We start from the raw sequence: 26,360 nt of genomic DNA on the forward strand, positions 1-26,360 counted from the left end.
CAGTCGAAATGACTCGTCTAGTAGAGGATCGAGGGCAGATACGCCCCGTCGGGCCGGTTGTACAGGCCGATGGTCATCAGGCTCAACAGCTGTACGACCTTGAGGCCGTTGGACAGGCACCACCTGAGCAGCGCGCTGTCGCCCACCGGTACGAGGATGCCCGGGCCTCCGAACTGCTGGGCCGACGCGATCAGCGCCTGGAGGTCCGGTGTGGTCTCGCCCACCGCGTGCGCGAAGAAGGCCAGGTCGGTGGCGTACCCGGTGACGCGTCCCCCGCGCTCGACGACTCGGGCGGTGCCTTGTTTGAGCGCGTCGGCGAGCTCACCGCCACGGTCGACGCCGTGGACCTGCCGGCATACGTCGTTGCAGGCGCCGAGGTCCGCGTCCGTGGCCTCCCGCACCACATACCCCGGCATCGCGCTCCGGATCGGCGGGCCCTGCACACACGCCATCGTGGCCCGGTGGGCGAAGCCCAGGCTCACATACAGCGAGAACGATCTGTTGTGGTAGCCGCTCTGCAACAGCCGGATGCCCGGCGCCCCGCGCTCGTCGGCCCGCTGCATCACGTCCCGCATCAGGCGGCGGCCCACGCCCGCGTTCTGCACGGTGGGGTCGACGGTGACCGGCCCGACCCCGACCACGGTCGAGCGCTCGTCGAGGAAGTTGCTGCCCACGATCCGCCCGTCGAGTTCGGCGACGACACTGTAGAAGCCCGGGTGCGTCAGGGCTCCCTCGATCAGCGCGACACCCACCTCGGGGCTCGGGATGTCGGGCGGGAAGGCGTGCTCCTCGGCGATGCCGGCGAAGGCCTCGTAGCAGATCCTTCCGCACTCTGCGGCATCGGCCGAAGTACCCGGGCGCAGTATGAGATCCACGATCGCCATCCCCTTTACAGCGCACCCCGCGCGGCGACCCACCCCTCCCTTCCCATCCTGTGCCCCATCCGGCCGGCGCGCACCCGGTACGGCGATCCCCTCAGGGCCGCAGCCCTCGCACCACCAGCTCCACCACCAGCTCGAACTCCCCCTCCACACCGGGCTGCTCCCACTCCCGCGCGTAGCAGGGGTCGTGGAACCGCCCCGTCGCCTGGAAGACCGCGCGGGCCGAGGCCTCCGGGTCGGTGGCGGTGAAGCTGCCGGTCTCCACGCCGGACCGGATGATGCGGGCCAGTTGGGCCGTGAGGTCGGTGATGTGCTCGCCGACCGCCGTACCGGCCTCGTCGGTGAGGACCATGTACGTGGCGAACAGCTCCGGGTCCTCGCCAGCCTTTCGGCGCTTCGCGGCGAACAGCGCGGCGAGCCACTCCCGCAGCCGGGCCTCCGGGACGCTGCCCCCGGCGACGATGCCGGACAGCTCCCCGGACGTGCGGTCCAGCCAGCGCTTGGTGACGGCCTCGCGCAGCGCCGCCTTGGTGCGGAAGTGGCGGTAGACGCTGCCATGGCTGACACCGAGCGCCCGGGCGACGTCCACGACGGTGGCCTTGGCCGGGCCGTGGCGCCGCAGCACCTCCTCGGTGGCCTCGAGGATGCGCTCGGCGGTCAGGGTCTCGCTGGTCGGTGCCATGCCCTGACCGTACCCGGAGCCCGGTTCAGCTCTCGAGGTGCGCCATCTGGGCCGCCGGGTAGCGGTCGCCGGCGGCGGCACCGGCCGGCACGGCCTCCTCGATCGCGGCCAGGTCGGCCGCGTCCAGCGTCACGTCCAGCGCGCCCAGCGCCTCCGTGAGCCGGTCGCGGCGGCGGGCGCCGACCAGGGGCACGATGTCCTCACCGCGGGAGAGCACCCAGGCGATGGCCGTCTGCGCGACGCTGGCGCCCTTCTGCTCGGCGATCTTCCGCAGCGCCTCGACCAGGTCCAGGTTGTGCCGGAGGTTCTCGCCCTGGAAGCGCGGCGACATCGCCCGGAAGTCTCCCGCGCCGAGCTGCCGGTCCGCCGTGAAGTGGCCCGATATCAGGCCCCGGGAGAGCACCCCGTACGCCGTGATCCCGATGCCCAGCTCACGCGTGGTCGGCAGGATCTCGTCCTCGATGCCGCGCGATATGAGGGAGTACTCGATCTGGAGGTCGGAGATCGGCGCGGTGGCGGCGGCGCGGCGGATGGTGTCGGCGCCGACCTCGCTCAGGCCGATGTGCCGCACGTAGCCCTTCTCGACGAGTTCCGCGATCGCGCCGACGGTCTCCTCGATCGGCACGTCCGGGTCGAGGCGGGCGATGCGGTAGACGTCGATGTGATCGACGCCGAGCCGCTGGAGGGAGTACGCGGCGAAGTTCTTCACGGCGGCGGGCCGGCCGTCATAGCCCAGCCAGCTGCCGTCCGGGCCGCGCAGGGCGCCGAACTTCACGCTGACCAGCGCCTGTTCACGCCGGGCCGCGGGGGCCGCGCGAAGGGCCTCGCCGATCAGCAACTCGTTATGACCCATGCCGTAGAAGTCGCCGGTGTCGAGCAGTGTGACGCCCGCTTCGAGCGCCGCGTGGAGGGTCGCGATGGATTCGGCCCGGTCCGCCTCGCCGTACAGCGCGGACATGCCCATACAGCCGAGACCGAGGGCGGAGACCTGGGGGCCGGTGGTTCCGAGGGGGCGGGTTCGCATCGTCATGCCAACCACCCTGCCATGACAGATGACAGATTTCAATATCTGTCAGCCGTTACAGTCCGCTGATGCTCGCCCCCAGCGACTACCGCGCCGTGAACGCCAGCTTCGCCCCCAGCGCCACGAACGACCCCGCGAACCCCCGCCGCAGCCACGCCATCGCCCTCGGCCGGGAGGTGACGTGGCTGCGGACGGACGCGGCCAGGACGCCGTACGCCGCGAAGACCAGGAACGTCGCCAGCATGAACACCCCGCTCAGCGCCAGCATCCGCGTCAGCGCGTGCGGCTCGTGCGGGCTCACGAACTGCGGCAGGAACGCGAAGAAGAAGATCGTCAGCTTCGGGTTGAGGATGTTGATCAGCACGGCCCGGACGATCACGTGCCGCGCCGAGTCCGGGGTGGTGCCCTCCTCGACGGCGATCGCGTCCGTGTCCCGCACGGTCGCCCACGCCATGTAGAGGAGGTAGGCGACACCGGCGTACTTGAGGACCTGGAAGGCAGCGGCACTGGCATTCAGCAGCGCCGCCAGCCCGGTCACCGTGGCCAGCACATGGGGCACGATCCCGAGTGCGCACCCGAACGCGGCGACAACACCGGCCCGCCGCCCACGGGAGAGCGCGGCGGCGAGGGTGTAGACGACACCGGTGCCGGGCGTGGCGACGACGACCAGAGTGGTCAGCAGGAACGCGATACTCATGAGGGCCATGCTCGCGAGGCGCCACCCCGGGGAACAGGTCCAATCGGCCGCCCCGCTGGAGGACCACTCCCGTGAACGCGAAAGCGCCGGGCCCCTCCGAAGAGGAACCCGGCACCGTCGTGCACGCGAAGGGCGATCAGCAGCCGACCAGGCGGGCCGCCAGGTACCCCTCGATCTGATCGAGGGACACCCGCTCCTGCTTCATCGAGTCACGCTCGCGGACGGTGACCGCGTTGTCCTCGAGCGTGTCGAAGTCGACGGTCACACAGAACGGCGTACCGATCTCGTCCTGTCGGCGGTAGCGGCGGCCGATGGCGCCGGCGTCGTCGAAGTCGATGTTCCAGTTCTGGCGCAGCGCCTGGGCGAGGCCCTTGGCCTTCGGGGACAGCTCCGGGTTCCGGGACAGCGGGAGCACCGCGACCTTGACCGGCGCGAGACGGTGGTCGAGGCGCAGCACGGTGCGCTTCTCCATCTTGCCCTTGGCGTTGGGCGCCTCGTCCTCGACGTAGGCGTCGAGCAGGAAGGCGAGCATCGCCCGGCCGACACCGGCCGCGGGCTCGATGACGTACGGCGTCCAGCGCTCGCCGGCTTCCTGGTCGAAGTAGGTGAGGTCCTGGCCGGAGGCCTTGGAGTGGGCGCCGAGGTCGTAGTCGGTGCGGTTGGCCACACCCTCGAGCTCGCCCCACTCACTGCCGCCGAAGGAGAACCGGTACTCGATGTCGGCGGTGCGCTTGGAGTAGTGGGAGAGCTTCTCCTTCGGGTGCTCGTACCACCGCATGTTCTCTTCGCGCAGGCCGAGACCGGTGTACCAGTTCCAGCGCTGCTCCATCCAGTACTCCTGCCACTTCTCGTCCTCGCCCGGCTTGACGAAGAACTCCATCTCCATCTGCTCGAACTCGCGGGTGCGGAAGATGAAGTTGCCGGGCGTGATCTCGTTGCGGAAGGACTTGCCCATCTGGGCGATGCCGAACGGCGGCTTGCGGCGCGAAGTGGTCTGCACCTGGGAGAAGTTGGTGAAGATGCCCTGCGCGGTCTCGGGCCGCAGGTAGGCGACGGAGCCGGAGTCCTGCGTCGGGCCGAGGTGGGTCGACAGCAGGCCGGAGAACTGCTTGGGCTCGGTGAAGGTGCCCTTGTTTCCGCAGTTGGGGCAGTTGAGGTCCGCGAGCCCGTTCTCCGGGGCGCGGCCCTTCTTCTCCTCGTAGGCCTCCTCCAGGTGGTCCGCGCGGAACCGCTTGTGGCAGGAGGTGCACTCGGTGAGGGGGTCCGTGAACGTGGCGACGTGGCCGGAGGCGACCCAGACCTCGGGGGCCAGGATGACGGACGAGTCGATACCGACCACGTCCTCGCGCGACGTCACCATGTAGCGCCACCACTGGCGCTTGAGGTTCTCCTTGAGCTCGACACCCAGCGGGCCGTAGTCCCAGGCGGCGCGCTGACCGCCGTAGATCTCACTACAGGGGAATACGAAGCCACGGCGCTTGCTCAGGCTGACGATGGTGTCGATCTTGTCGGCGGCCACGGTGCTCTCTTCATTACGACGACGGGCGACGGAGCGAGTTGCTTCCAGCGAATGATTCAGGTTACCGGCGGGGACGCCCCTCCAATCAAATCGCTCCCCCCTCGGCGACCGCCAGAGGGCCGCGCGCCCTGTTTCCGGGCCCAGTTCAGGACGTTTGTTGACAACGGTTTCCATATTTGTTGAAAATGAGTGTCATGAACGTACGACGACGCCTCATACCCGCCGCCGCGGCCGCCTCTCTCGGCCTCGGCGCTCTGACCGCCTGCTCCAGCGACAGCGCGGCGACGGGCAACACGGAGAAGTTCGACGTCGTCGCGTCGTTCTACCCGATGGCCTTCCTCGCCGAGCAGATAGGCGGCGACCACGCGAACGTCACCAGTCTGACCGAACCCGGCCAGGAACCGCACGACCTGGAGATCAGCACCAAGCAGCGCGCCCAGCTCGAGGAGGCCGACGCGGCGCTCTTCCTCAAGGACCTCCAGCCCGCCGTCGACGAGGCCGTCTCGCAGACCGGCATAGAGACGAAGATAGACGCGGCCTCCCTGACCCACCTCGAGGACCACGGCGGCGCCGGGCACAGCCACGAGGGTGAGAAGGGCCACTCCGAAGGTTCCTCCGAGGAGGAGGAGCACGGCCGCGACCCGCACGTCTGGCTGGACCCGGTGAAGTACGCCGAGATCGCCCAGGGCGTCGGCAAGGCCTTCGAGAAGGCCGACCCGGACCACGCGGCCGACTACAAGAAGAACACCGCGGCCCTGGTCAAGAAGCTGGGCGGCCTGAACAGCGACTTCGAGAACGGCCTGAAGGACAGCAAGTCCAAGGTCTTCTTCACCAACCACGCCGCCTTCGGCTACCTCGCCGAGCGCTACGGCCTCACCCAGGAGGCCATCTCCGGCATGGACCCCGAGAGCGAGCCCAGCGCCGCCCGGGTCAAGGAGCTCCAGCAGGAGGCCAAGGCCGACGGCGTCACCACCGTCTTCTACGAGACGCTGGTCTCCGACCGGACCGCGAAGACCCTGGCCCGGGACGCGAACCTGAAGACCGACGTCCTCGACCCGCTCGAGGGCATCACCGACAAGTCCCGGGGCGACGACTACTTCCAGGTCATGGAATCCAACCTCAAGGCCCTGCGGACGGCCCTGGGAGCCAAGTGACTCACCCATCGGAGGACGGCATGACCGAGCCCGTCGTATCCCTGCGCGGCGTCCGCGCGGAACTGGGCTCGCGCCCCGTCCTGCGCGGCATCGACCTCACCGTGCGCCGCGGCGAGGTCGTCGCGCTGCTCGGCGCGAACGGCTCCGGCAAGTCCACGGCCGTGCGCAGCATCATCGGCCAGGTGCAGACCGGCGCCGGCGAGATCGAGCTGTTCGGCACGCCTCGCGCGCGGTTCCGCGACTGGCGGCGCGTGGGCTACGTCCCGCAGCGCACCACGGCCGCGGGCGGCGTGCCCGCCACGGTGACCGAGGTGGTCTCCTCCGGCCGCCTGTCCCGGGCCCGCTTCGGCGTGCTGCGCAAGGCCGACCACAAGGCCGTACGGCAGGCACTGGAGCTCGTCGGCATGGCGGACCGGGCCAAGGACTCGGTCGACGCCCTCTCGGGCGGCCAGCACCAGCGGGTCCTGATCGCCCGCGCCCTCGCCTCCGAGCCCGAGCTGCTGATCATGGACGAGCCGATGGCGGGCGTCGACCTGGCCAGCCAGGAGGTGCTCGCGCACACCCTGCGCGAGCAGGTCGCCCAGGGCACCACCGTGCTGCTCGTGCTGCACGAACTGGGCCCGCTGGAGCCCCTCATCGACCGGGCGGTCGTGCTGCGCGACGGCTGCGTCGTGCACGACGGACCGCCCCCGAAGGCGGTCGGGCAGCACGCCCTCCCCGGCCACGACCACGTACACCCGCACGCACCGGCGGGCGCCGAACCGATCCGTACGGGACTGCTGAGCTGATGGACTTCCTCGACTACGCCTTCATGCAGCGGGCCCTGCTCGCCGCCGTCCTGGTCGGCATCACCGCCCCCGCCGTCGGCATCTACCTGGTCCAGCGCCGCCAGGCCCTGATGGGCGACGGCATCGGCCACGTGGCGATGACCGGCGTCGGCCTCGGCTTCCTGCTGACCTGGTCCCCGGTGTGGATGGCGACCCTCGTCTCCGTCCTCGGCGCGGTCCTCATGGAGCTGATCCGCTGGTACGGCAAGACCCGCGGCGACATCGCCCTCGCGATGCTCTTCTACGGCGGCATGGCCGGCGGTGTGATGTTCATCAACCTCGCGCCGACGGGCTCCAACGCCAACCTGACGTCGTACTTGTTCGGCTCCCTGTCGACGGTGTCCGAGTCGGACGTCACGGCGATCTGCGTGCTGGCCGCCTTCGTCGTCCTGGTCACGCTCGGCCTGCGCCGGCAGCTGTTCGCGGTCAGCCAGGACGAGGAGTTCGCCCGGGTCACGGGGCTTCCAGTGCGCGCCCTGAACCTGCTGACGGCGATCACCGCGGCCGTCACGGTCACGGTGGCGATGCGCGTGGTCGGCCTGCTGCTGGTCAGCGCGCTGATGGTGGTGCCCGTCGCGGCGGCCCAGCAGATCAGCCGCAGCTTCAAGGCCACGTTCGTGATCGCCGTCGCCATCGGTGTGAGCGTGACGATCGGCGGCACGGTCACCTCGTACTACCAGGACGTCCCGCCCGGTGCGACGATCGTATTGCTGACCATCGGCGCGTTCATCGTGCTGACGGCACTCGCGGCTCCGCTGGCCCGCCGCCGCGCCCGCGCCCGGGCTTCCGCGCAATCCGCCCACGACCCCGGCGAGTGCGCGATTCCGGGTACCCGGGGGGCGGCCGACGAAGTCGGCGTCTGACCGCCCCCACCCCGGGCTGGCACAATGACCCGGGCAAGGCAGACGTGAGGAGGCAACCGGTGACGACCGCAGGACCGCCCGTGAAGGGCCGCGCCACCCGGCAGCGTGCCGCCGTATCGGCAGCGCTCCAGGAGGTCGACGAGTTCCGCAGTGCGCAGGACCTGCACGACATGCTCAAGCACAAGGGCGACTCGGTCGGGCTCACCACGGTCTACCGCACGCTGCAGTCCCTGGCCGACGCCGGTGAGGTCGACGTCCTGCGTACCGCCGACGGCGAGTCCGTCTACCGCCGTTGCTCCACGGACGACCATCACCATCACCTTGTGTGCCGGGGGTGCGGCAAGGCCGTCGAGGTGGAGGGGCCTGCCGTGGAGAAGTGGGCGGATGCCATCGCCGCGGAGCACGGGTATGTGAACGTGGCTCATACGGTGGAGATTTTTGGGACCTGTGCGGATTGTGCGGCCGCTGACCGGTGAGTTGTCGGCTGCGGGTGCGTTGTGGTTGTTCGCGCAGTTCCCCGCGCCCCTGAGGTCAGTGCCCGTCAGCTCCGGTTGAAGCAGCGTTCGAGTTCCTTGAAGTCGTAGAACTCGCTGCCCTTGGCAACTGGTCGGCAACCGGCCTCGGCCCGGCTGCCGCCGCAGGGGCTGCCGGGACCGGGGAGGCCGGTGGGGCCAGGGGGGGCCGGTGGGGCCTACTCCTGCTTGCCCTCCATGGCCAGCAGCTCCTCGTTCGGGATGGCCCCGCCGAACCGCCGGTCGCGCGAGGCGAACTCCAGGCACGCCCGCCACAGGTCGCGGCGGTCGAAGTCCGGCCACAGCACGTCCTGGAAGACCATCTCGGCGTAGGCGCTCTGCCAGATGAGGTAGTTGGAGGTGCGCTGCTCACCGCTCGGGCGCAGGAACAGGTCCACGTCCGGCATGTCCGGGTAGTACATGTACTTCGAGAAGGTCTTCTCGTTGACCTTCGACGGGTCGAGCTTCCCGCTCTTCACGTCCTCGGCCAGCGCCTGCGCGGCGTCGGCGATCTCGGCCCGGCCGCCGTAGTTCATGCAGAAGTACAGGGTCAGCTTGTCGTTGTCCTTGGTCTGCTCCTGGGCGATCTGGAGCTCCTTGGCCACGGAACGCCACAGCTTCGGCATCCGGCCCACCCAGCGCACCCGGATGCCCAGCTCGTCGAGCTGGTCGCGGGTCTTGCGGATGAAGTCCCGGTTGAAGTTCATCAGGAAGCGCACCTCGTCGGGCGAGCGCTTCCAGTTCTCGGTGGAGAAGGCGTACAGGGAGATGGCACCCACGCCCATCTCGATGGCGCCCTGGAGCACGTCCAGCACCCGCTCGGCGCCGACCTTGTGGCCCTCGGTACGCGGCAGGCCCCGGTCCTTGGCCCATCGGCCGTTGCCGTCCATGACGATCGCCACATGCTTCGGGACGAGCTCTCCGAGCTTCGGCGGCCGTGCGCCGGACGGGTGCGGCTCCGGCGTCCTGTACTCCCGGCGCTGGCGCCCCAGGATCCCGCGTACGGCCATGTGTCTCTCGCTCCTCGTGCTCGCTTGTTTCCGGGCTGCTCTACTTCTCGACGTACCGCAGGGAACGCAGCCCGCGCTCCATGTGCCAGTGCAGATACGCGGACACCAGCCCGCTGCCCTCGCGGACGTACCGCGCCTCGCACGCGTCCGCGGTGTCCCAGTCTCCCGTAAGCAGCGCGGCGAGGAGTTCCAGGGCCTGAGGCGAGGGTACGACGCTGCCGGGCACCCGGCAGTCCACGCAGACGGAACCGCCCGAGGCGACCGAGAAGAACCGGTTGGGCCCGGGCATCCCACACTTCGCGCAGTCCGTGAAGCTCGGGGCGTAGCCGTTGACGGCGAGGGAGCGCAGCAGGAAGGCGTCGAGCACGAGATGCGGGGCGTGCTCTCCCCTGGCGAGGGTCCGCAGCCCGCCGACGAGCAGCAGATACTGCTGCACGGCCGGCTCCCCCTCGTGATCGGTGAACCGCTCGGCGGTCTCCAGCATGACGGTCCCGGCGGTGTACCGCGCGTAGTCGCTGACGATCCCGCCACCGTACGGCGCGATGGTCTCACTCTGCGTGCACAGCGGCAGCCCGCGCCCGATCAGCTCGCTCCCCTTGGCGAAGAACTGCACGTCGACGTGCGAGAAGGGTTCGAGGCGCGCACCGAACTTCGACTTCGTCCGGCGCACGCCCCGGGCCACGGCCCGTACCCGTCCGTGACCGCGCGTGAGCAGCGTGATGATCCGGTCCGCCTCACCCAGCTTCTGGGTGCGCAGCACGATGCCGTCGTCGCGGAACAGACTCATGGCGTCATTCTCGCAGGGTCACCGGGCCCTCCGGGTTACCCGGGTCAAGGGACCTCTCCCCTGCTGCGGGCGTTGGCGTACGCCGTCGCCGCGCTCAGCCGCTCGGCCGGGGTGGCGTGCCGGACGGCGCCGGGGTCCACGTCCCATTCCTTCCCGCCTCCGTACGGCCGCAGCTGCACGTAGGGCCCCTCATGCCCCATGACGATGCCGATGCGTCCGCTGCGGGTGTCCACGACATACGCGCCGACCGGGGGCTTCATCGCAGCACCGCCGCGAGCCGCCGGGCGGTCTCCACGGAACACCGGCCCAATTCCACGAGCGGACAGGGTGCTTCCCGCGCAAGACTCACCGGGTCCAGGCCCAGTGACGGCAGGGTAATTCCCGCCTTCGCGAGTTCTGCCCGCAATTCTTTCACCGCGTCCTCCGCTTCTTCGACGCAGTGCGCCGAGTGTCGTGCCTCCACCGTGCTCCCCTTCCTTTCGCGGTTTCACTCTTCGCATCCCTACGGTGACGCTGCGCGCCTACACTCGGGAGGGGTCTGTGCCCTACAACTGCGGGGCAGCACAAAGGGGTTCGGCAATGGCCAACGGTTCTCGGCAGGCGGCGTGGGAGTTCTTCGGCACGGAGCTCAAGCGGCGGAGGGAGGACGCGGGGATCACCCAGGCGGAGCTGGGGTCACGGGTTTTCGTCTCCGGCGGATACATCGGCCAGTTCGAACAGGCCATTCGCAAGCCACAGTTGGATGTGGCGCAGCGCATCGACGGGGTGCTGCAAACCGACGGTATTTTCGAGCGGTTGTGCAGGAAGCTGATTGACGATAAGCGGTATGCGGATTATTTCGCGGAGGTTCTCGCGCTGGAGAAGCAGGCGACAGCGATCTGCGAGTTCGAACCGACGGTCGTGCCGGGTCTTCTTCAGACGCCTGCGTACGCGAGGGCACTCACCCTGGCGACGCACCCATTCGCGGCGGACGAGTTCATCGAGGACAGAGTCGCCGCCCGCGTGGAACGCGCCCAGATCCTCGACGACGCTACAAGGCCCGTGTATTGGGTGATCGTGCACGAAAGCGTGCTCCGGATCCCGGTCGGCGGTCCTGACGTCGCAGCCCAGGCCCTGGACCACATGGCCGACCTCGCGGGCGCACGCAAGGTGGTGCTGCAGGTGCTCCCGTTCTCGGCAGGGGCTCCGGCCAACAACGGCTCGCTACGGTTCATGGAGTTCGAGGACGCGCCGCCCGTCGCCTATACAGAGACGTCGTTTTCGGGAACGTTGATCGACGACCCGGCCATGGTGAAGCGTGCACAGCGCGCCTACGATCTGCTCAGGGGTGCCGCGCTGTCGCCGGAGGCGTCCCTCGCCCTGGTCCGATCGGCGGCTGAGGATTTCAGACGATGCACTCCTACGACCTGAGCAACGTCCGCTGGCGAAAGAGCAGCTACAGCAACGGCGATGGCGGCAACTGCGTCGAGGTCGCCGACGGAATCCCCGGCACCGTGCCCATCCGCGACAGCAAGCTGAGCAACAGCCCTGTAGTCCTGGTCGGGGCCGCCGCCTGGGGCCTGTTCATACGTCATCACCGCCGCCGCTGACATAATCCGGGCGTGCACTGGACCATGCGCCCCGCCGCACCGGCGGACGTCGAGACGATCGCGGAGCTGCGGGCGGTCGTGATGCGCCCGGATCTGGAGCGGTTGGGCCGCTACGACGCGCACCGGGTCAGGCAGCGGCTGCGCGACGGGTTCACCCCTCGGCACACCTCGGTCCTCGAGGCCGGCGGCACGTTCGCCGGCAGCGTCACGCTGCGTCCGGCCGAGGACGGGACCTGGCTGGAGCACTTCTACCTGGATCCCGGCCTCCAGGGCCGCGGCCTGGGTTCGGCGGTCCTGCGCACCCTGCTGGCCCGAACCGACGCCGACGCCGAACCCGTACGCCTGAACGTCCTCCAGGGCAGCCCGGCCCGCCGTCTCTACGAACGCCACGGATTCACGGTCGAGACCCAGGACCCGGTCGACGTCTTCATGCTCCGCCTCCCCACGTGACCGACCCGGGGGTAAACCTCAGGAGCCATCCGGCGGTTACCCGGATAGGGAGCAGGTCGAAGAACCGCCAGGCTCGTCCCATGAAGCAGCTCAAGCGCAACGCCTCACTGCTCGCGGCCTCCGGCGTCCTGCTCGGACTGACCATCTCGCTACCCGCGTCCGCCGCCGGCGCCCCCGCCGACGCCAGTGGCGAGCCCCTCACATGGATCAAGTGCTCCGGCCCCGGCCTCGACCCCCGGCAACAGTGCGCCACCGTCGACGTGCCCATGGACTACTCCGACCCCGACGGGCGGAAGATCCAGATCGCCGTGTCCCGGATCCCGAGTGAGAAGCCGTCCGCTCGCCGGGGCGCGCTGTTACTCATCCCCGGCGGGCCCGGTGGGGTCAGTCTCGCGGATCCGTCCGGCAAGGGGCAGCGGCTGCCGCAGAGCGTGCGGGAGGTCTACGACCTGATCGGGTTCGCGCCGCGGGGCATGGCTCCCTCCAGTGCCGCCTCATGTGGGCTCGAAAGCAAGGATCTCGCCCTCGCCAAGCTGCCCTGGCCCGACCCGGACGGTTCTGTCACCGAGACCATGGCCACCGCCCGGCGTATCGCCGGCGCCTGTGCTCGTAACGGCGGTGAGCTGATACGGCACATCAGCTCCGCCAACGACGCCCGTGATCTCGACCGTATCCGGGCCGCGCTGGGCGAGAGCCGGATCTCCGCGTGGGGCGACTCGTACGGCACGTACGTCGGGTCCGTCTACAGCCAGTTGTTCCCGCACCGCACCGACCGCATCGTGCTGGACAGCAACGACAACCCCGACCACACCCGCGTGGGACGCGCCTGGCTCGCCGCGTTCGAGGACGGCGTGGAGGACAACTTCCCGGAGTTCGCCAAGTGGGCGTCCCGGCCCGGGAACCCGCACCGGCTGGCAAGGAAGGCCGCCGATGTACGGCCCCAGTTCCTGCGCCTCGCCGAGCGACTCGACCGCGAGCCCCTCCCCTGGCCCGGTGCCGACCCCGCGGAGCTGAACGGCAACGTCCTGCGCCAGACCATGCTGAACAGCCTGTACGGCCCCGACGACTACCCCGTGCTGGCGGAAATGATCCTGGCCACGCGTAAGGGCACCGTGCCGCCCGTACCCGAGGCTCCGCCCGAGTCGGAGATGCAGAACGCCGCCGCGGTCGGCGTCGGCATCCTCTGCAACGACATCGCCTGGCCCAAGTCCACCGCCCACTACCAGAAGGGGACCGACAAGAGCCGGGCCGAGTTCCCCCTCACGGCCGGCATGCCGCGCGGCGCGATGCCGTGTGCCGCCTGGCCGTTCACGCCGAAGGAGCCGCCGGTACGGATCACCGGCGACGGCCCCTCCAACATCCTGCTCGTGCAGAACGAGCGGGACGTCGCGACCCCGCTGAGCGGGGCCCGCGAGCTCCGGCGTGCCTTCGGCGACCGGGCCGTCATGGTGACGGTGAACTCCACGGGCCACGGCGCCTACCTCGCCAACGGCAACACCTGCGGCGACCGGACCGTCTCCCGCTTCCTCGCGACGGGGGAGCGCCCGGACCGGGACACGTACTGCGCCTAGCGCTGGGCGAGCGGGGCCGGGGCCTCCTGGATCGCCCAGCCGTTTCCGTCGGGGTCCCGGAAGAAGAGGAAGGAGTTCCAGCCCTCTTCGCCCCGGCCCTCCGCCCAGCCGGACGCACTCACGTGCAGGACCGGCGATACCTCCACCCCGCGTCCCACCAGCTCCGCCCTGGCCTTCTCGATGTCCGTGACACAGAGCTGGAGGCCCTGCAGCGACCCGGGGGGCATGCCCGGCTGCCCCGGTGCGTCCGGCATGCCGGACTCCAGCACGATGGAGCAGCGGGAGCCGGGCGGCGTGAGCTGGACGAAGCGGCCCACGCCCTCGAAGAACGACGCGTCGATCTCGGCTCGGAAACCGCATCGGTCCACGTAGAAAGCCTTGGCCCGGTCCACGTCGGCGACCGGTACGGTGATCACCTCAAGGGTCCATTCCATAGGCGCACCTCCTCAGCCATGGTCCCTCCGCGACCCGGGCCGCGCCCGTCGGGCGTAGCGGCGGGCCACCGCGTGGAACGCCTCCTTCGGCTCCCAGTGCCAGCCGGAAGCCGGGTCGTCCGGACGGTCCTTGATCGCCTTGGTGATGGCGTAGGTCGCGATGTCGAGGTCGAGCCGGGGCTCGTCCGGGCGATGCGGGGCGTCCGCGCTGATGAACTCGAAGGTCATCGCCCCGTACAGGCCCATCGCCGTGAAGACGTCCAGCAGCTCGCCCACGTACTCCGCCTGGACGCGCTCGCTGCGGACCGGGTCCCCCTTGATCTCCGGTGGCTCCTTGTCGTGGTCGACGATGTCCCAGCCCATACCGCCCGTCTCGGGGGCGCCGACGTACGCGCAGGTTCCGAACTCGGTGATGGCGAGCGGCTTGCCCCAGCGCAGGTACCGCTTCAGCTCCCGGACGTAGTCGGACCGCTTCTCGAAGTACGAGTAGTAGTCGATGCCGACGATGTCGAAGAGGCTCCAGTCCGGGTCGTCGATGCTCTGGGCGGCGGCGTAGCTGAGGTTGCCGTTGAAGACGGAGCGGCCGACCCTCGCGGCCTTGGCCGTGAACTCGGCGAGGCGGCGCAGCGTCCGCGGCCAGTCGACCGTGCCGTTCTGGAGGTGCCTGATGCGATCCAGGACCGTCTCGCCCGGCAGGATGCCGGGGACGAACAGCCAGAACTCACAGCCGACACTGAGGTCGACACTCGCGCCCTGCCGCCGCAGCCGCTCCGCGAACCGGCCGGTCTCGGCGAGGTGTTCCAGGATGTCCCGCTGCGGAGCGTCCCCGAGGGTCGGCTGCAGCCAGACGTGCAGCCCGCGTTCGGCGGCCTCGGCGGCGGTGGCGGTGAGCCGTTCGACGCCGTCCCCCGTGACGTCGATGGTGTCGGCGTGCAGGTCGTCACGGATGGCCCGTACGTCGGCCCGCATCCGGCGCGCGCTCCACGCCGTACCCGGCGTCTCCCCCGCTCCGACGGTGTAGACGACGCCGTGCCGGCGCAGTCCCCGGCCGTGCCCGGCTTCCCTCGCCCGGGCCTGCCCCGTCGGTCCCACCACCCCGGCGACCCCCACCGCCGCCGTCCCGGCCAGGAACGCGGCCCGGCTGATCCCCTTTGCCTGCTTGCTCCCCTTGGTCTCTTCCATGCCGGTCACTGTGCCGAGGCGGGTGCCGAGTCCGCTGTCGGCCGTCGGTCTACGGCGGCGCGACCAAGGTATGAGCCGCCGCGCCGAAGGAGAGGCTCATAAGGGCTATCAGGCTCCCCCCTCCCCGAACCGGCGCACGTACCGCCGCTGCCACGGCGTCTCCACCGCATGCCGGTCGTAGTGCCGCCGCACATACGCCACCGCCTCCTCCCCCGGCACCCCGTCCAGCACCGCGAGGCAGGCCAGGGCCGTGCCCGTGCGGCCACGTCCTCCACCGCAGGCGATCTCCACGCGCTCCCCGGCGGCCCGTTCCCAGACGGCTGCCAGGGACGCACGGGCGGCTGCCCGGTCCGCCGGGAGGCGGAAGTCGGGCCAGCGGATCCAGCCCGACTCCCAGGGAACCCCGGGCGGCTGCTTGCCGAGCAGGTAGACACCGTAGGAGGGCACGGGCGCGCCGGGGTCCAGCGGGTGACGGAGGCCCCGCCCTCGTACCAACCGGCCCGAAGGCAGTCTCAGGACGCCGGCGTCACTCTCGTTCCACAGATCGGTCATGCCCTCATCCTGCTCCGCGCCCGCCCGCCGGGGAGCGGATTCAGCCCACCCCCCGCGACTCCTCCGCCGCCCGCGCCTCGATCCCCCGGAAGTGGACCGCCATCGCCCGCTGCGCGCCCTCCACATCGCGGGCGCGCAGGGCGGTGACGATGTCGCGGTGGCGGCGGACCGTGATCTCGGGGGTGGGGTCGTCGGTCCAGCCGCGGGCGCCGGAGACCCGCCGGAAGACGGTCCAGAAGGCGGCGAGGAGCTGGGGGACGAGGGCGTTGCCGAGGGAGGCGTACAGGGCCTCGTGGAACTCGCGGTCGAGGTCGGGGAAGGACCGGGCCATGGCACCGGCCGACTCCATACGGGTCACCACGCCCTCCAGCTTGTCCAGTTCCGCCTCGGTCAGCGTCGCGGCGACCCGGCGGATCAGGCCCTCCTCCAGTACCTCGCGGACCTGGAGGATCTCGGCGAGGGCGCCGGTGTCGTCGTCGTGCCTGGCCAGGGTGCGGAAGGTCAGGCCGTCGGCGAGCGGGGTGAGGGAGGCCTGGCCGACATAGGTGCCGTAGCCGTGTCTGATCTCGACGATGTCGAGGGCCTGGAGGGCCTTGAGGGCCTCCCGGACGGAGTTGCGGCTGACGCCGAGGTCCTCCATCAGTTCGGCCTCGGTGGGCAGCGGCGCGCCGGCGGTGAGTCTGCGGTCGAGGATGAGCTGGACGACCTGGCGCTGTATCCGGCTGGTCCTGGGCTCCTCGGACATGCGCCGCATCGTACGCGCCCCGGACGTCCCACGTCCCACCTCTGGCGGTACCCAGTACCCGGCTGGCCCTGATAGGCCGTCAACTCGCGCCATTTCACAGCGCCATTGGTGCGACCTCTGGCAGATACGCCATTCGTGTGCGACCCCTTGACCGCCCTCACGCCCCCTCCTATGGTCGCGCTGACCGCCAGGACGTAGGACGTCGTATCTCCCGCCCCTTCACACCGTTCCAGACCTCACCGCTGGAGGACCCGTGCGCGACGTGACCCACGACGTACCGGCGCCGCACCGCCGGACCTTCCTGAAGTACACCGGCGCGCTGGGCGCGGCCGCGGCCGTCTCCGCGTCGCTGTCGGCCTGTTCGTCCGGGCCGGAGTCCACCAACGAGACCGGCGGGGGCGACGGCAAGGACCGGACGCTCACCGCGGTGATCGGCTACGGCAACGACGGCAGCTGGGACCCGACCCAGACGGCGTCCGCGTTCTGCATGGCCGCCAACAACCACATCTACGAGGGCCTGCTGGACACCGACCCGATCTCCCGCGAGCCGTACGCGGCCCTGGCGACCGAGGTGCCGAAGGACCCGGACAGCACGTCCTGGAAGTTCACGCTGCGGGCCGGTGCGAAGTTCCACGACGGCAAGCCCGTGACCGCCGACGACGTGGTGTTCGTCTTCCAGCGGATCCTCGACCCGGACACCCAGACACTCGCCAAGGGGTTCTTCGCGAGCTGGCTGAAGGAGGTCCGGAAGATCGACGCGCAGAACGTGGAGCTGGTGCTCAAGTTCCCCTTCCCGGACGGGCTCTCCCGGCTCACGCTCGCCAAGATCATGCCGAAGCACGTGTTCTCCAAGCCGGGTGGCTGGGACGACGCCATCAAGGGGCTGGCCGTCGGGTCGGGGCCGTACCGGCAGACCGCCCACCACCCCAAGTCGAACACCACCTTCGAGGCGTTCGCCGACTACAACGGGCCGCGCAAGCCCGCCTTCCAGAAGATGAACTGGCTGACGATCGTGGACGCCGCGCCCCGCGTCGCGAAGATCTCGGGGTCGAGCGCGGGGGCGCAGATCGCGGACAACATCCCGTACGCCAACATCGGGCAGTTGGAGAGCGGCGGCATGACGGTCGCCGGCGGGGCCGGGATGAACAACCTGTTCCTGATGTTCAACACCAAGCACAAGCCCTTCGACGACGTGCGGGTGCGCCAGGCCCTGCACTACGCCATCGACACCGGGAAGATGGTGGAGGTCGCGCTCAAGGGCCGCGGGAAGCCGTCGAGCTCCTTCCTCGACGAGAGCAACCCCTCCTACCGCCGGGCCAAGACCGTCTACGACTACGACCCGGACAAGGCGAAGGCGCTGCTCAAGGCCGCCGGGGTCAAGGGGCTGAGCATCGAGATCCTCGCGGTGAACGTCAGCTGGATCGTGGACTGCCTGCCGACCATCAAGTCCTCCTGGGACGCGATCGGTGTCCGTACGACCCTGTCGCCGCAGGAGACCACCGCCGTCTTCACCAAGATGGACCAGAAGCAGGACTACCAGGTGGTCGCCGCCGCCTCCAACCCCAACCAGTTCGGCCTCGACGCCGATCTGATCATGCATTACAACTACGGGCCCGAGAACCTGTGGATGCAGTACACGCGGTGGGCGGGCAACTCCGTCGCCAAGGCGCTCTTCAGGGACATGGACCGGGCCACCCGGGAGCCGGACGCCGGGAAGAAGAAGACGATGGTCCAGGACTACATCGACGTGGTCGCCGAACAGGCCGTGCTCTACCCGGTCGTCCACAACGAGCTGATGACGGCCTGGAACCCCAAGCGGCTCAGCGGGATAAGGCCGCAGCCGTACCCCGGTATCAACCTCCTCCAGGCCAAGTGGGCCTAGCCGTGTTGTCCGGACAGGGGGCCCTCGCCACGTGATCGCCGTCGTACGGATCCTGCTCCGCCGTATCGCCCTGCTCGTGCCGCTGATGCTCGGCATCGTGCTGTTCGTGTTCCTGGTGATGCGGTTCTCGGACGTCGACCCGGCGTCCGCGTTCTTCCAGGGCGCCAACCCGACACCCCAGCAACTGCACGACTTCCGGGAGGAACACGGCCTGCTCGACCCGCTGCCCGTGCGCTACGTGGACTTCGTCGCCGACGTGCTGCACGGCGACATGGGCACCAGCGCGCTGACCCGGGCGCCGGTGATCGACCAGGTCACCACCGCGCTGCCGCTCACCCTGCAGCTGACCTTCCTGGGGCTCGGCATCGCGGTCGTTCTGTCCCTGCTGGGCGGGGTGACCGCGGCGATCTACCGGGACCGGCTGCCCGACCAGATCATCCGGGTCGTGTCGCTGACCGGTGTCGCCGCGCCCGGCTTCTGGCTGGCGCTGCTGATGATCCAGTACCTGGCGGTCGACCTGGGCTGGTTCCCGACCGGCGGCTACATCAACCCGGCCGACTCCTTCACCGGCTGGCTGAAGACCATGACCCTGCCGGCCTTCGCGCTGTCGCTGCCGGTGGCGGCGCAGCTGACCAGGATCGTGCGGACGGCCGTGGTGGAGGAACTGGACAAGGACTACGTACGAACGGCGATCGGCAGCGGACTGCCACCCCGGGTTGTCGTGGGTCGGAACGTGCTGCGGAACGCGCTCATCAACCCGCTCACCGTGCTCGGCCTGCGCGTCGGCTATCTCCTCGGCGGCGCGGTCGTCATCGAGACGATCTTCTCGCTGCCGGGGATGGGCAAGCTGATGATCGACGCCGTGAAGAACGGCGATCCGGCCGTCGTCCAGGGCGTCGTCCTGACGACGGCGGCCGGGTTCGTCGTCGTGAACCTCGCCATCGACGCCCTCTACCTGCTGGTCAACCCGCGACTGAGGGATGCGACCACATGATGACCCGCAAGAGCCTCACCGAGACGCTGTCCCGGCCCGGGGTACGGCTGCGCGGCTGGCGGCGGCTGCCGTTGCTGTCGAAGGTCGCCGTCTGCTTCCTGGCGGTCGTCGTGCTGATGGCGCTGTTCGCGCCGGTCCTCGCCCCGCACGACCCGCTCGACCAGCAGCCGCCGGTCGACGGCACGGGGCATCCGTCCACCGCGCACTGGATGGGCCAGGACAGCCTCGGCCGGGACATCCTGAGCCGGCTGATGTACGGGGCGCGGTGGTCGCTGGCGATCGGGCTCGGCGCGACGGGCCTGGCGCTGGTGGTCGGCGCGCTGCTCGGGGCGATCGCGGCCACCTCGCGCAAGGCGGTCGACGAGACGCTGATGCGCTGTCTGGACGTCGTGATGGCGTTCCCTGGCATCGCGCTGGCCGCCGTGCTGGTGGCGGTGTTCGGCGGTGGCATCACGGTGCTGATCTGCGCGATCGCGTTCCTGTTCACGCCACCGGTGGCACGGGTCGTCCGGGCGAACGTCCTCGACCAGTACGGCGAGGACTATGTGACGGCGGAACGGGTGATCGGCGCCCGGACCCCGCACATCGTGCTGAAGCACGTGGCGATCAACTGTGCCGCGCCGGTGCTGGTGTTCTGCACGGTCCAGGTCGCCGAGGCGGTGGTCTTCGAGGCGTCGCTGTCCTTCATCGGGGCCGGTGTCCGGCCGCCCGACCCGTCCTGGGGCAGTGTCATCGCGGACGGCAAGAACATGGTGCTGACCGGCGGCTGGTGGGCGACCGTGTTCCCCGGGCTGCTGATGCTGGTCACGGTGCTGTCGCTGAACATCCTGTCCGAGGGCGTGTCCGACGCGTGGGCGGCCCCGTCGGCCCGGGAGGTGGAGGCGCCCGGCGACGACCGGCTCGAGGCGCCGGAGCCCGGCAGCGGGGAGGTCGTGCAACTGCCCGGCCTGGCGGAGGCGGCCCGGCGACTGCGGGCCCGGGCCCGCCGGCTGCCCCGGGACGGTCAGCCGGTGCTCGCGGTGGAGAACCTCGCGATCGGCTTCGACCAGCGGCACGGCGGCGTGGACATCGTGGACGGCATCAGCTTCGAGGTGCGTCCCGGTGAGGTGCTGGGCCTGGTCGGCGAGTCGGGCTGCGGCAAGTCGCTGACCGCGCTGGCTGTGATGGGCCTCCAGCCGAAGGGGGCGCGCGTCAGCGGACAGGTGCGGTTCCGGCAGCGGGATCTGATCGCCGAGCCGATGCGCGTACGCCGCAAGCTCCTGGGCCACGAGATGGCCATGATCTACCAGGACGCGCTGTCGTCGCTGAACCCGGCGATGACGATCCGCGCCCAGCTCAAGCAGGTCGTCCGGCGCGGCGGGCGGCGCGGTCCGGCCGAGTTGCTGACGATGGTCGGCCTGGACCCCGAGCGCACCCTGCGCAGCTATCCGCACGAACTGTCCGGGGGGCAGCGCCAGCGCGTCCTGATCGCCATGGCCCTGTCGCGCGACCCGAAGCTGATCGTCGCCGACGAGCCGACGACCGCCCTCGACGTGACCGTGCAGGCCCAGGTCATAGAGCTGCTGCTCCGGCTGCGCGAGGAGCTGGGCTTCGCGCTGATCCTCGTCTCGCACGATCTGGCGCTGATCGCGGACGTCACCGACCGGGTGGTGGTGATGTACGGCGGGCAGATCGTGGAGACGGGCGTGACCGCCGACCTGGTGGAGGCACCGGCCCACCACTACACGCGCGGTCTGCTCGGCAGTGTGCTGTCGCTGGAGTCGGCGCAGGAGCGGATGACGCAGATCAAGGGCGTCGTGCCCTCTCCGGCGGACTTCCCGGCGGGCTGCCGGTTCGCGGACCGGTGCCCGCGCGCGAGCGAGATCTGCCGTACGACGGCTCCGGTCCTGGCCGGCCCCGAGACGCACACGGCGGCCTGCCATCACCCGGCCATAGAGCTGTCGGCCACCGAACCCGAGGCGGTGTCATGAGTGCGCTCGTGGAGCTGTCGGACGCACACGTCGTCCACAAGGCCCGCAGCGGCGGCCTGTTCACCCGGGACCGGGTGTACGCCCTGACCGGCGCGGACCTCGCCATCGCGCCCGGCGAGACCGTCGGTGTGGTCGGCGAGTCGGGCTGCGGGAAGTCGACACTGGCGAAGGTGCTGGTGGGGGTGGAGCGGCCGACCCAGGGGACCGTTTCCTTCCGGGGCCGGGACCTGTGGTCGATGCCGGCCGCGGAGCGCCGGCGGGCCGTCGGCGGCAGTACCGGCATGATCTTCCAGGACCCGTCGACGGCCCTGAACCGCCGTCTGCCCGTCCGGCAGATCCTGCGGGACCCGCTGGACGTGCACGACCGGGGCACCAGAAGCAGTCGCGAGGACCGCGTACGGGAGTTGATGTCGCTCGTCGGTCTCCCCCGGGCCCTCGCCGACGCCCTGCCGGGCCAGCTGTCGGGCGGGCAGCGGCAGCGCGTCGCGATCGCCCGGGCGCTGGCGCTGGACCCGGACCTGGTCGTGGCGGACGAGCCGACGAGCGCCCTGGACGTGTCCGTCCGGGCCCAGATCCTCAACCTCCTGCTGGATCTGAAGGAACGCCTGGGGCTGGCCCTGGTCTTCGTCTCGCACGACATCCAGACCGTGCGGCGGATGAGCGACCGTGTGATCACCATGTACCTGGGCCGGATCGTGGAGGAGTCCCCCGCCGCCCTGGTCACCGACCGGGCCCGGCACCCGTACACCCGCGCGCTGTTCTCCGCCACGCCCGGCCTGCTCGACCCGATCGACCCGATCCCGCTGGTCGGTCCGGTGCCGTCGGCGACCCGCCCGCCGAGCGGCTGCCCGTTCCGGACGCGCTGCTGGAAGGCGGACGGGACGTGTGCGGAGGCGATGCCGGACTTCTCGGCCGCGTCGGCACCCGCGCACCGGTTCCGCTGCCACCATCCTGTCCAGGAGGACGAGTCGACCCGCGACCTCGTCCGGCAGAGCGCCCCGATGGAGGCTCCATGACCCTCACCCCGCTGACCGGTGTCATCCCGCCCGTGTGCACGCCCCTGACACCGGACCGCGAGGTGGACGTCCCCTCGCTGCTCAGGCTCGTCGACCATCTGCTGGACGGCGGGGTGAGCGGACTGTTCGTGCTCGGCTCGACATCGGAAGCGGCGTATCTGCCGGACCGGCAGCGCAGGCTGGTCGTCGAGTCGGTCGCGGCCCATGTGAGCGGGCAGCTCCCGGTGCTGGCCGGGGCGATCGACATGACGACGGCCCGGGTCCTGGACCATGTCGCGTCGGTGACGGCGGCCGGAGCGGACGCGGTCGTCGTCACCGCCCCGTTCTACGCCCGCACCCACCCGGCGGAGATCGCCCGCCACTTCCGCGCGGTCGCGGCCGGCAGCCCGGTCCCGGTCATCGCCTACGACCTTCCCGCCGCCGTCCACACGAAGCTGCCCGCGGATGTGGTCCTGGAACTGGCCGCCGACGGTGTCCTGGCCGGACTCAAGGACTCCAGCGGCGACCTGGCCGCCTTCCGCCAGGTCCTGACCGGCGCACGGGACCGCCAGGGCATCACCGGCTTCAGCGTGCTGACCGGCTCCGAGCTGATCGTCGACGCGGCGCTCGCGCTCGGCGCGGACGGAACGGTGCCCGGCCTCGGCAACGTCGACCCGCACGGCTACGTCCGCCTGGACCGCCTGTGCCGCGCCGGGGACTGGGAGGAGGCCCGTGCCGAACAGGAGCGGCTGTGCGCCCTGTTCGGCATGGTGACGGTCGGCGACCCGGCCCGGATGGGCCCCGGTTCCTCGGCGATCGGCGCCTTCAAGGCCGCGCTGCGTCTGCGGGGCGTGATCGACTGCCCGGCGACGGCGGAGCCTCAGGTGCCGCTTTCGCCGGACGAGGTGGAGCGGGTCGGGAAGTACCTGGCGGCGGCCGGGCTGCTTTAGAGGTCACCGACGGGGACGCGGCGGAACTCGATCGTCTCGTAGGTCCCCTGCGCCCCCGTCTCATAGAGGATCCCCACCGTCTTCCGGCCGAGCGGGACCAGGTCGGAGTAGGCCGCGGGCTGCTGGGAAAGCGTGAGCGCCTTGGTGAACGTGGCGCCACCGTCGGTGCTGCGCCAGACGGCCATCGCCCGGCGCGCGGTGGGGACGGACGGGCCGGAGAACAGCAACGGCGCGCGCTTCCCGGCGAGTTGCAGGACGCTGCCCTGGACGATGGGGACCTCGTTCAGGGTGGGCTGCACGGTGTAGGGCCGGTCGAGGGACCGGCCGCCGTCGCGCGAGTGGCTGTCGAGGCGGTTGCCGGGGCTCGTGCCGTGCTGGTCGCGGGCGTTGAAGTAGACCCTGCCGTCGGGGAGCTGGGCGGCGATCGACTCGTTGGCGTTGTTCACCCCGTCGTAGGAGTCGTCGACGAAGCCCGTCCGCCAGGTCCTGCCGCCGTCGTCGCTGAGGAGCGCGTGGGCGCCGTAGTAGCGGGGTTCCTGGCCGGTGTCCGGGGAGCCGGCGGGCGGGGCCGCCGAGTGGTTGGCGGGGACGACCAGCCGGCCCGTGTGCGGGCCCCGGGTGAGGGCGATCGCATGGCCGGGTCCGGTCGCGTACCAGCGCCACGACGGGCGCTTGACCTGCGCGGTGATCTCGCGGGGTGCGGTGAAGTGCCGGCCGTCGTCCCGGCTGTGCTGCACGAACACCCGGCGGCTCTGCTCGGGCGTGACCTCGCCCCGCATGATCTGGGCCTCCGTCACCTTGCCGCTGTTGTAGGAGGTGAGGAGCACGACCGCGCCGGTGCGCGGGTCGACGACGGGGGCCGGGTTGCCCCGGGTGTCGCCCTTCCCTGCGGCGACGACGGTGAGCGGGCCCCAGGTGCAGCCGCCGTCCGCCGAGCGTCTGAGGACGACGTCGATGGCGCCGGTGTCCCCCGCGCCGCCGCGTCTGCCCTCGGCGAAGGCGAGGACGGTGTGCTTGCCCGTGGTGACGGTGGCGGGGATGCGGTACGTGTCGTAGCCGCCCTCGCCCGAGACGTACGGGACGGAGGACGTACAGCCGGGGGTGGCCGAGGCGGAGGTCGTCGCGGTGGTCGTCGCGGTGACGGCGGAGAAGAGGACCGTGGTGACGAGGAGGGTGCGGCTGAGGAGTCTCATCCTGCTCCTGAAGCGGCGGCGTCGGATGGTGCCTGTCCGTCAGATGTTCCCCGGTGTCACGATCCCCGACTCGTACGCCACGATGACCAACTGCGCCCGGTCCCGCGCCGCCAGCTTGCCCATGATGCGGCTGACGTGGGTCTTGGCGGTCAGCGGGCTCAGGCCCAACACCTCGGCGATTTCCGTGTTGTTGAGGCCGCGTGCGACCAGCGCCAGCACCTCCCGCTCGCGCTCGGACAGGCACTCCGGCCCGCCGGTCGCCGGTGCCGAGGGGCTGCGCAGGAACCGCTCGATCAGCCGTGCCGTGGGCCCGGGCGACAGCAGGGAGTCCCCGGCCGCGACCGTGCGGATGGCGTCGAGGAGTTCGGCCGGCCTGGTGTCCTTGACCAGGAACCCGGAGGCGCCGGCGCGCAGGGCGTCCACGATGTACTCGTCGGTGTCGTAGGTGGTGAGGACCAGGACGCGGACGCCGGCGAGATCGTCGTCGGCCGCGATGAGCCGGGTCGCCTCGATACCGTCCAGGTCGGGCATGCGGATGTCCATCACCACCAGGTCGGCGCGCCCGCTGCGGGCCAGCTCCACGGCCTGTCTGCCGGTGGCGGCCTGGCCGACGACCTCCATGTCGCGGGCCGACTCCACGAGCATCGCGAACGCCTCCCGCACCAGGGTCTGGTCGTCCGCGAGCAGTACGCGGATGGTCATCCGGTCCTCTTCCCCGTCGTGGTCAGCGGCAGGACCGCGGCCACCTCGAAGCCGCCCCCGGGACGCGGTCCGGCGTCGAGTGTGCCACCCACGCTGCGGGCCCGCTCCCGCATTCCGACGAGTCCGAAGCCCGGGGTGCCGCCCGGGTCCGGTCCGGTGCCGTCGTCGCTGACCGACAGACGCAGGGCGCCCTGCCGCTCGTCCAGTTCCACACGGACCGAGACGCCGGGTCCCGCGTGCCGCACCGCGTTCGTCAGGGCCTCCTGCACGATGCGGTAGACGGCGGCGCCGACGGCGGGCGGTGCCTGCCGTATCCGTACGGTCTGCTCGACCCGGGCACCGGCCAGCCGCGCGGCCTCAGCCAGGTCGGGCAGGCCGTCGAGGCCGGGCAGCGGGCCGCGGGCCTCCGGCGGGCCGTGCTCGCGCAGCACCTCCAGCGTCGTACGGAGTTCACCGCGGGCGCTGCGGCAGGTCTCGGCGATGTCGTCGAGGGCCTTGGCGACCGTCTCCCGGTCGAGCCGCTCGGGGTCGGCCGACAGCACATGGGCGGCGACGGAGGTCTGCACGCCGATGAGGGTGATGCTGTGGGCGAGCAGGTCGTGCAGATCCCGGGCGATCCGCAGCCGCTCCTCTGCGACCCGCCGCCGGGCCTCCTCCTCCCTGGTCCGTTCGGCCCGTTCGGCCCGCTCCACGATCGAGGCGACGTACTGGCGGTAGAACCGCACGTCGACTCCGCAGAACAGCACGGCGACGACCCAGCCGGACGCCTTCAGCAGTCCCAGCGCCTCCTGTGCGCTGATGGTGAGCAGCACGCCCACCGCCATGGTGATGACGCCGATGCCGACCAGGACGGTGCGCAGCGGCCGGCCGGTGACGGCGACGGTGTACAGGGCGACGTAGGCGGCCTGGGTGGCCGCGGTGTGCGGGTAGTCGAGGAAGTGGTACGGGAACACGCAGGTGATCACGGCGACCAGGACGAGTACCGGACGGCGGCGGCGCCACACCAGTGGCACGTGGGAGACGAGCAGCAGGGCCCAGCCGAGCGCGTCGGGCCTGCGGCCGTCGTCGACGAACAGCGCGAGCGCTGCGGCGACAACGGCCACCGAGACGGCGAGCAGCGCGTCGTTGCGCAGTGCGTGCGGGGCGGTCAGGGGGTCGCGGTTGATCGCGGCCATGACCCGACTACCGATGGTGG

At 70.7% G+C, this 26,360-nt stretch carries 29 protein-coding genes; 13 read left to right on the top strand and 16 right to left on the bottom strand.

The annotated features are described in order from the left end of the window. Positions 1–17 precede the first annotated feature (17 nt). The 5 genes from ACWIF2_RS08660 to ACWIF2_RS08680 all read right to left on the bottom strand — a co-directional run bounded on the left by ACWIF2_RS08660 (position 18) and on the right by ACWIF2_RS08680 (position 4,803). The gene (locus tag ACWIF2_RS08660) at positions 18–884 is read right to left on the bottom strand and encodes a GNAT family N-acetyltransferase (RefSeq protein ID WP_454359398.1); all 867 of its coding nucleotides are present in this window, start codon (positions 882–884) and stop codon (positions 18–20) included. Positions 885–975: 91 nt separating this feature from the next. Beyond that, a complete protein-coding gene (locus ACWIF2_RS08665) occupies positions 976–1,563 on the bottom strand; it encodes a TetR family transcriptional regulator (protein ID WP_454359399.1) in 588 nt (195 codons plus the stop codon). 25 nt (positions 1,564–1,588) lie between these two features. Beyond that, complete coding sequence (locus tag ACWIF2_RS08670; protein WP_454359400.1) at positions 1,589–2,593, bottom strand: aldo/keto reductase; 1,005 nt, start codon at positions 2,591–2,593, stop codon at positions 1,589–1,591. A gap of 79 nt (positions 2,594–2,672) precedes the next feature. Further along, a complete protein-coding gene (locus tag ACWIF2_RS08675; RefSeq protein ID WP_454359401.1) occupies positions 2,673–3,284 on the bottom strand; it encodes a LysE family translocator in 612 nt (203 codons plus the stop codon). A 136-nt stretch (positions 3,285–3,420) separates the two neighbouring features. Next, on the bottom strand, positions 3,421–4,803 hold the full coding sequence (locus tag ACWIF2_RS08680) for a glycine--tRNA ligase (RefSeq protein ID WP_454359402.1): 1,383 nt from the start codon (positions 4,801–4,803) through the stop codon (positions 3,421–3,423). 194 nt (positions 4,804–4,997) lie between these two features. On the opposite strand from ACWIF2_RS08680, the gene ACWIF2_RS08685 reads away from it, so the two are divergent. The 4 genes from ACWIF2_RS08685 to ACWIF2_RS08700 are packed head-to-tail and all read left to right on the top strand — an operon-like array spanning position 4,998 to position 8,123. Beyond that, complete coding sequence (locus tag ACWIF2_RS08685) at positions 4,998–5,957, top strand: metal ABC transporter substrate-binding protein (RefSeq protein ID WP_454359403.1); 960 nt, start codon at positions 4,998–5,000, stop codon at positions 5,955–5,957. A gap of 20 nt (positions 5,958–5,977) precedes the next feature. Beyond that, positions 5,978–6,745, top strand: coding sequence for a metal ABC transporter ATP-binding protein (locus ACWIF2_RS08690; protein WP_454359404.1), 768 nt, complete (start codon positions 5,978–5,980; stop codon positions 6,743–6,745). Further along, positions 6,745–7,647, top strand: a complete 903-nt coding sequence (locus tag ACWIF2_RS08695; protein ID WP_382493391.1) for a metal ABC transporter permease — start codon at positions 6,745–6,747, stop codon at positions 7,645–7,647. Before ACWIF2_RS08690 ends, ACWIF2_RS08695 begins: the two co-directional genes overlap by 1 nt. A gap of 59 nt (positions 7,648–7,706) precedes the next feature. After that, positions 7,707–8,123 (top strand): Fur family transcriptional regulator, encoded by a 417-nt coding sequence (locus tag ACWIF2_RS08700; protein WP_454359405.1) that lies wholly within the window; start codon positions 7,707–7,709, stop codon positions 8,121–8,123. A 215-nt stretch (positions 8,124–8,338) separates the two neighbouring features. Here the strand turns inward: ACWIF2_RS08700 and ACWIF2_RS08705 are convergent, their stop codons facing one another. From ACWIF2_RS08705 to ACWIF2_RS08720, 4 genes are read right to left on the bottom strand one after another with little or no spacing between them, the layout of a single operon-like run. Further along, a complete protein-coding gene (locus ACWIF2_RS08705; RefSeq protein WP_391097412.1) occupies positions 8,339–9,169 on the bottom strand; it encodes an isoprenyl transferase in 831 nt (276 codons plus the stop codon). 40 nt (positions 9,170–9,209) lie between these two features. Beyond that, entirely contained in the window at positions 9,210–9,956 is a 747-nt protein-coding gene (gene recO, locus ACWIF2_RS08710) for a DNA repair protein RecO (protein ID WP_189723392.1), read from the bottom strand. A 44-nt stretch (positions 9,957–10,000) separates the two neighbouring features. Further along, positions 10,001–10,216 carry a hypothetical protein gene (locus ACWIF2_RS08715; protein ID WP_189723394.1) on the bottom strand — a complete coding sequence of 72 codons (216 nt, stop codon included), beginning with the start codon at positions 10,214–10,216 and terminating at the stop codon, positions 10,001–10,003. Then, positions 10,213–10,419 carry a hypothetical protein gene (locus ACWIF2_RS08720; protein ID WP_229845541.1) on the bottom strand — a complete coding sequence of 69 codons (207 nt, stop codon included), beginning with the start codon at positions 10,417–10,419 and terminating at the stop codon, positions 10,213–10,215. The genes ACWIF2_RS08715 and ACWIF2_RS08720 overlap by 4 nt, the downstream gene beginning before the upstream one ends. Before the next feature lie 116 nt (positions 10,420–10,535). On the opposite strand from ACWIF2_RS08720, the gene ACWIF2_RS08725 reads away from it, so the two are divergent. The 4 genes from ACWIF2_RS08725 (at position 10,536) to ACWIF2_RS08740 (ending at position 13,566) form a co-directional block, all read left to right on the top strand. After that, on the top strand, positions 10,536–11,366 hold the full coding sequence (locus ACWIF2_RS08725; RefSeq protein WP_454359406.1) for a helix-turn-helix domain-containing protein: 831 nt from the start codon (positions 10,536–10,538) through the stop codon (positions 11,364–11,366). After that, positions 11,348–11,545: a DUF397 domain-containing protein gene (locus ACWIF2_RS08730; protein ID WP_454359407.1), complete on the top strand. Its 198-nt coding sequence runs from the start codon at positions 11,348–11,350 to the stop codon at positions 11,543–11,545. Before ACWIF2_RS08725 ends, ACWIF2_RS08730 begins: the two co-directional genes overlap by 19 nt. A gap of 24 nt (positions 11,546–11,569) precedes the next feature. Next, a complete protein-coding gene (locus tag ACWIF2_RS08735; protein WP_454359454.1) occupies positions 11,570–11,995 on the top strand; it encodes an N-acetyltransferase family protein in 426 nt (141 codons plus the stop codon). 80 nt (positions 11,996–12,075) lie between these two features. After that, positions 12,076–13,566 (top strand): alpha/beta hydrolase, encoded by a 1,491-nt coding sequence (locus tag ACWIF2_RS08740; RefSeq protein WP_454359408.1) that lies wholly within the window; start codon positions 12,076–12,078, stop codon positions 13,564–13,566. Here the strand turns inward: ACWIF2_RS08740 and ACWIF2_RS08745 are convergent. The 4 genes from ACWIF2_RS08745 to ACWIF2_RS08760 form a co-directional block, all read right to left on the bottom strand. Further along, positions 13,563–14,000 (bottom strand): VOC family protein, encoded by a 438-nt coding sequence (locus ACWIF2_RS08745; RefSeq protein WP_454359409.1) that lies wholly within the window; start codon positions 13,998–14,000, stop codon positions 13,563–13,565. The two genes, ACWIF2_RS08740 and ACWIF2_RS08745, sit on opposite strands and share 4 nt — an antisense overlap. 12 nt (positions 14,001–14,012) lie before the next feature. Then, the gene (locus ACWIF2_RS08750) at positions 14,013–15,182 is read right to left on the bottom strand and encodes an abortive phage infection protein (RefSeq protein WP_454359410.1); all 1,170 of its coding nucleotides are present in this window, start codon (positions 15,180–15,182) and stop codon (positions 14,013–14,015) included. Positions 15,183–15,290: 108 nt separating this feature from the next. Next, entirely contained in the window at positions 15,291–15,734 is a 444-nt protein-coding gene (locus tag ACWIF2_RS08755) for a phosphatase domain-containing protein (protein WP_454359411.1), read from the bottom strand. Between the two features lie 40 nt (positions 15,735–15,774). Beyond that, positions 15,775–16,488 carry a FadR/GntR family transcriptional regulator gene (locus ACWIF2_RS08760; protein WP_454359412.1) on the bottom strand — a complete coding sequence of 238 codons (714 nt, stop codon included), beginning with the start codon at positions 16,486–16,488 and terminating at the stop codon, positions 15,775–15,777. 244 nt (positions 16,489–16,732) lie between these two features. Here ACWIF2_RS08760 and ACWIF2_RS08765 point away from each other — a divergent pair, with 244 nt between their 5' ends. The 5 genes from ACWIF2_RS08765 to ACWIF2_RS08785 are packed head-to-tail and all read left to right on the top strand — an operon-like array spanning position 16,733 to position 23,270. After that, the gene (locus tag ACWIF2_RS08765) at positions 16,733–18,361 is read left to right on the top strand and encodes an ABC transporter substrate-binding protein (RefSeq protein WP_454359413.1); all 1,629 of its coding nucleotides are present in this window, start codon (positions 16,733–16,735) and stop codon (positions 18,359–18,361) included. A gap of 31 nt (positions 18,362–18,392) precedes the next feature. Further along, complete coding sequence (locus ACWIF2_RS08770; protein ID WP_454359414.1) at positions 18,393–19,355, top strand: ABC transporter permease; 963 nt, start codon at positions 18,393–18,395, stop codon at positions 19,353–19,355. Then, positions 19,352–21,325 carry a dipeptide/oligopeptide/nickel ABC transporter permease/ATP-binding protein gene (locus ACWIF2_RS08775; RefSeq protein WP_454359415.1) on the top strand — a complete coding sequence of 658 codons (1,974 nt, stop codon included), beginning with the start codon at positions 19,352–19,354 and terminating at the stop codon, positions 21,323–21,325. The genes ACWIF2_RS08770 and ACWIF2_RS08775 overlap by 4 nt, the downstream gene beginning before the upstream one ends. Further along, positions 21,322–22,341 (top strand): oligopeptide/dipeptide ABC transporter ATP-binding protein, encoded by a 1,020-nt coding sequence (locus ACWIF2_RS08780; RefSeq protein ID WP_454359416.1) that lies wholly within the window; start codon positions 21,322–21,324, stop codon positions 22,339–22,341. The genes ACWIF2_RS08775 and ACWIF2_RS08780 overlap by 4 nt, the downstream gene beginning before the upstream one ends. Next, positions 22,338–23,270: a dihydrodipicolinate synthase family protein gene (locus tag ACWIF2_RS08785; RefSeq protein ID WP_454359417.1), complete on the top strand. Its 933-nt coding sequence runs from the start codon at positions 22,338–22,340 to the stop codon at positions 23,268–23,270. The genes ACWIF2_RS08780 and ACWIF2_RS08785 overlap by 4 nt, the downstream gene beginning before the upstream one ends. Here the strand turns inward: ACWIF2_RS08785 and ACWIF2_RS08790 are convergent. Genes ACWIF2_RS08790 through ACWIF2_RS08800 form a run of 3 tightly spaced genes read right to left on the bottom strand, consistent with a single transcriptional unit; the run spans position 23,267 to position 26,340 of the window. Next, positions 23,267–24,463, bottom strand: coding sequence for a sialidase family protein (locus tag ACWIF2_RS08790; protein WP_454359418.1), 1,197 nt, complete (start codon positions 24,461–24,463; stop codon positions 23,267–23,269). The genes ACWIF2_RS08785 and ACWIF2_RS08790 overlap by 4 nt on opposite strands. A gap of 39 nt (positions 24,464–24,502) precedes the next feature. After that, positions 24,503–25,165: a response regulator gene (locus ACWIF2_RS08795; RefSeq protein ID WP_454359419.1), complete on the bottom strand. Its 663-nt coding sequence runs from the start codon at positions 25,163–25,165 to the stop codon at positions 24,503–24,505. Beyond that, a complete protein-coding gene (locus ACWIF2_RS08800; RefSeq protein WP_454359455.1) occupies positions 25,162–26,340 on the bottom strand; it encodes a sensor histidine kinase in 1,179 nt (392 codons plus the stop codon). The genes ACWIF2_RS08795 and ACWIF2_RS08800 overlap by 4 nt, the downstream gene beginning before the upstream one ends. Between the last annotated feature and the right edge of the window lie 20 nt (positions 26,341–26,360).

The organism is Streptomyces sp. NPDC055506 (genome assembly GCF_053643595.1).

Excerpts from the sequence above, each read along its gene's own strand:
- recO (WP_189723392.1), bottom strand. The coding sequence starts at position 9,956 with ATGAGTCTGTTCCGCGACGACGGCATCGTGCTGCGCACCCAGAAGCTG.
- ACWIF2_RS08730 (WP_454359407.1), top strand. The coding sequence starts at position 11,348 with ATGCACTCCTACGACCTGAGCAACGTCCGCTGGCGAAAGAGCAGCTAC.
- ACWIF2_RS08755 (WP_454359411.1), bottom strand. The coding sequence starts at position 15,734 with ATGACCGATCTGTGGAACGAGAGTGACGCCGGCGTCCTGAGACTGCCT.
- ACWIF2_RS08705 (WP_391097412.1), bottom strand. The coding sequence starts at position 9,169 with ATGGCCGTACGCGGGATCCTGGGGCGCCAGCGCCGGGAGTACAGGACG.
- ACWIF2_RS08685 (WP_454359403.1), top strand. The coding sequence starts at position 4,998 with ATGAACGTACGACGACGCCTCATACCCGCCGCCGCGGCCGCCTCTCTC.
- ACWIF2_RS08715 (WP_189723394.1), bottom strand. The coding sequence starts at position 10,216 with ATGAAGCCCCCGGTCGGCGCGTATGTCGTGGACACCCGCAGCGGACGC.
- ACWIF2_RS08690 (WP_454359404.1), top strand. The coding sequence starts at position 5,978 with ATGACCGAGCCCGTCGTATCCCTGCGCGGCGTCCGCGCGGAACTGGGC.
- ACWIF2_RS08760 (WP_454359412.1), bottom strand. The coding sequence starts at position 16,488 with ATGCGGCGCATGTCCGAGGAGCCCAGGACCAGCCGGATACAGCGCCAG.
- ACWIF2_RS08695 (WP_382493391.1), top strand. The coding sequence starts at position 6,745 with ATGGACTTCCTCGACTACGCCTTCATGCAGCGGGCCCTGCTCGCCGCC.
- ACWIF2_RS08745 (WP_454359409.1), bottom strand. The coding sequence starts at position 14,000 with ATGGAATGGACCCTTGAGGTGATCACCGTACCGGTCGCCGACGTGGAC.
- ACWIF2_RS08795 (WP_454359419.1), bottom strand. The coding sequence starts at position 25,165 with ATGACCATCCGCGTACTGCTCGCGGACGACCAGACCCTGGTGCGGGAG.
- ACWIF2_RS08800 (WP_454359455.1), bottom strand. The coding sequence starts at position 26,340 with ATGGCCGCGATCAACCGCGACCCCCTGACCGCCCCGCACGCACTGCGC.
- ACWIF2_RS08660 (WP_454359398.1), bottom strand. The coding sequence starts at position 884 with ATGGCGATCGTGGATCTCATACTGCGCCCGGGTACTTCGGCCGATGCC.
- ACWIF2_RS08740 (WP_454359408.1), top strand. The coding sequence starts at position 12,076 with ATGAAGCAGCTCAAGCGCAACGCCTCACTGCTCGCGGCCTCCGGCGTC.
- ACWIF2_RS08750 (WP_454359410.1), bottom strand. The coding sequence starts at position 15,182 with ATGGAAGAGACCAAGGGGAGCAAGCAGGCAAAGGGGATCAGCCGGGCC.
- ACWIF2_RS08780 (WP_454359416.1), top strand. The coding sequence starts at position 21,322 with ATGAGTGCGCTCGTGGAGCTGTCGGACGCACACGTCGTCCACAAGGCC.
- ACWIF2_RS08775 (WP_454359415.1), top strand. The coding sequence starts at position 19,352 with ATGATGACCCGCAAGAGCCTCACCGAGACGCTGTCCCGGCCCGGGGTA.
- ACWIF2_RS08785 (WP_454359417.1), top strand. The coding sequence starts at position 22,338 with ATGACCCTCACCCCGCTGACCGGTGTCATCCCGCCCGTGTGCACGCCC.
- ACWIF2_RS08735 (WP_454359454.1), top strand. The coding sequence starts at position 11,570 with ATGCGCCCCGCCGCACCGGCGGACGTCGAGACGATCGCGGAGCTGCGG.
- ACWIF2_RS08790 (WP_454359418.1), bottom strand. The coding sequence starts at position 24,463 with ATGAGACTCCTCAGCCGCACCCTCCTCGTCACCACGGTCCTCTTCTCC.
- ACWIF2_RS08675 (WP_454359401.1), bottom strand. The coding sequence starts at position 3,284 with ATGAGTATCGCGTTCCTGCTGACCACTCTGGTCGTCGTCGCCACGCCC.
- ACWIF2_RS08725 (WP_454359406.1), top strand. The coding sequence starts at position 10,536 with ATGGCCAACGGTTCTCGGCAGGCGGCGTGGGAGTTCTTCGGCACGGAG.
- ACWIF2_RS08670 (WP_454359400.1), bottom strand. The coding sequence starts at position 2,593 with ATGACGATGCGAACCCGCCCCCTCGGAACCACCGGCCCCCAGGTCTCC.
- ACWIF2_RS08665 (WP_454359399.1), bottom strand. The coding sequence starts at position 1,563 with ATGGCACCGACCAGCGAGACCCTGACCGCCGAGCGCATCCTCGAGGCC.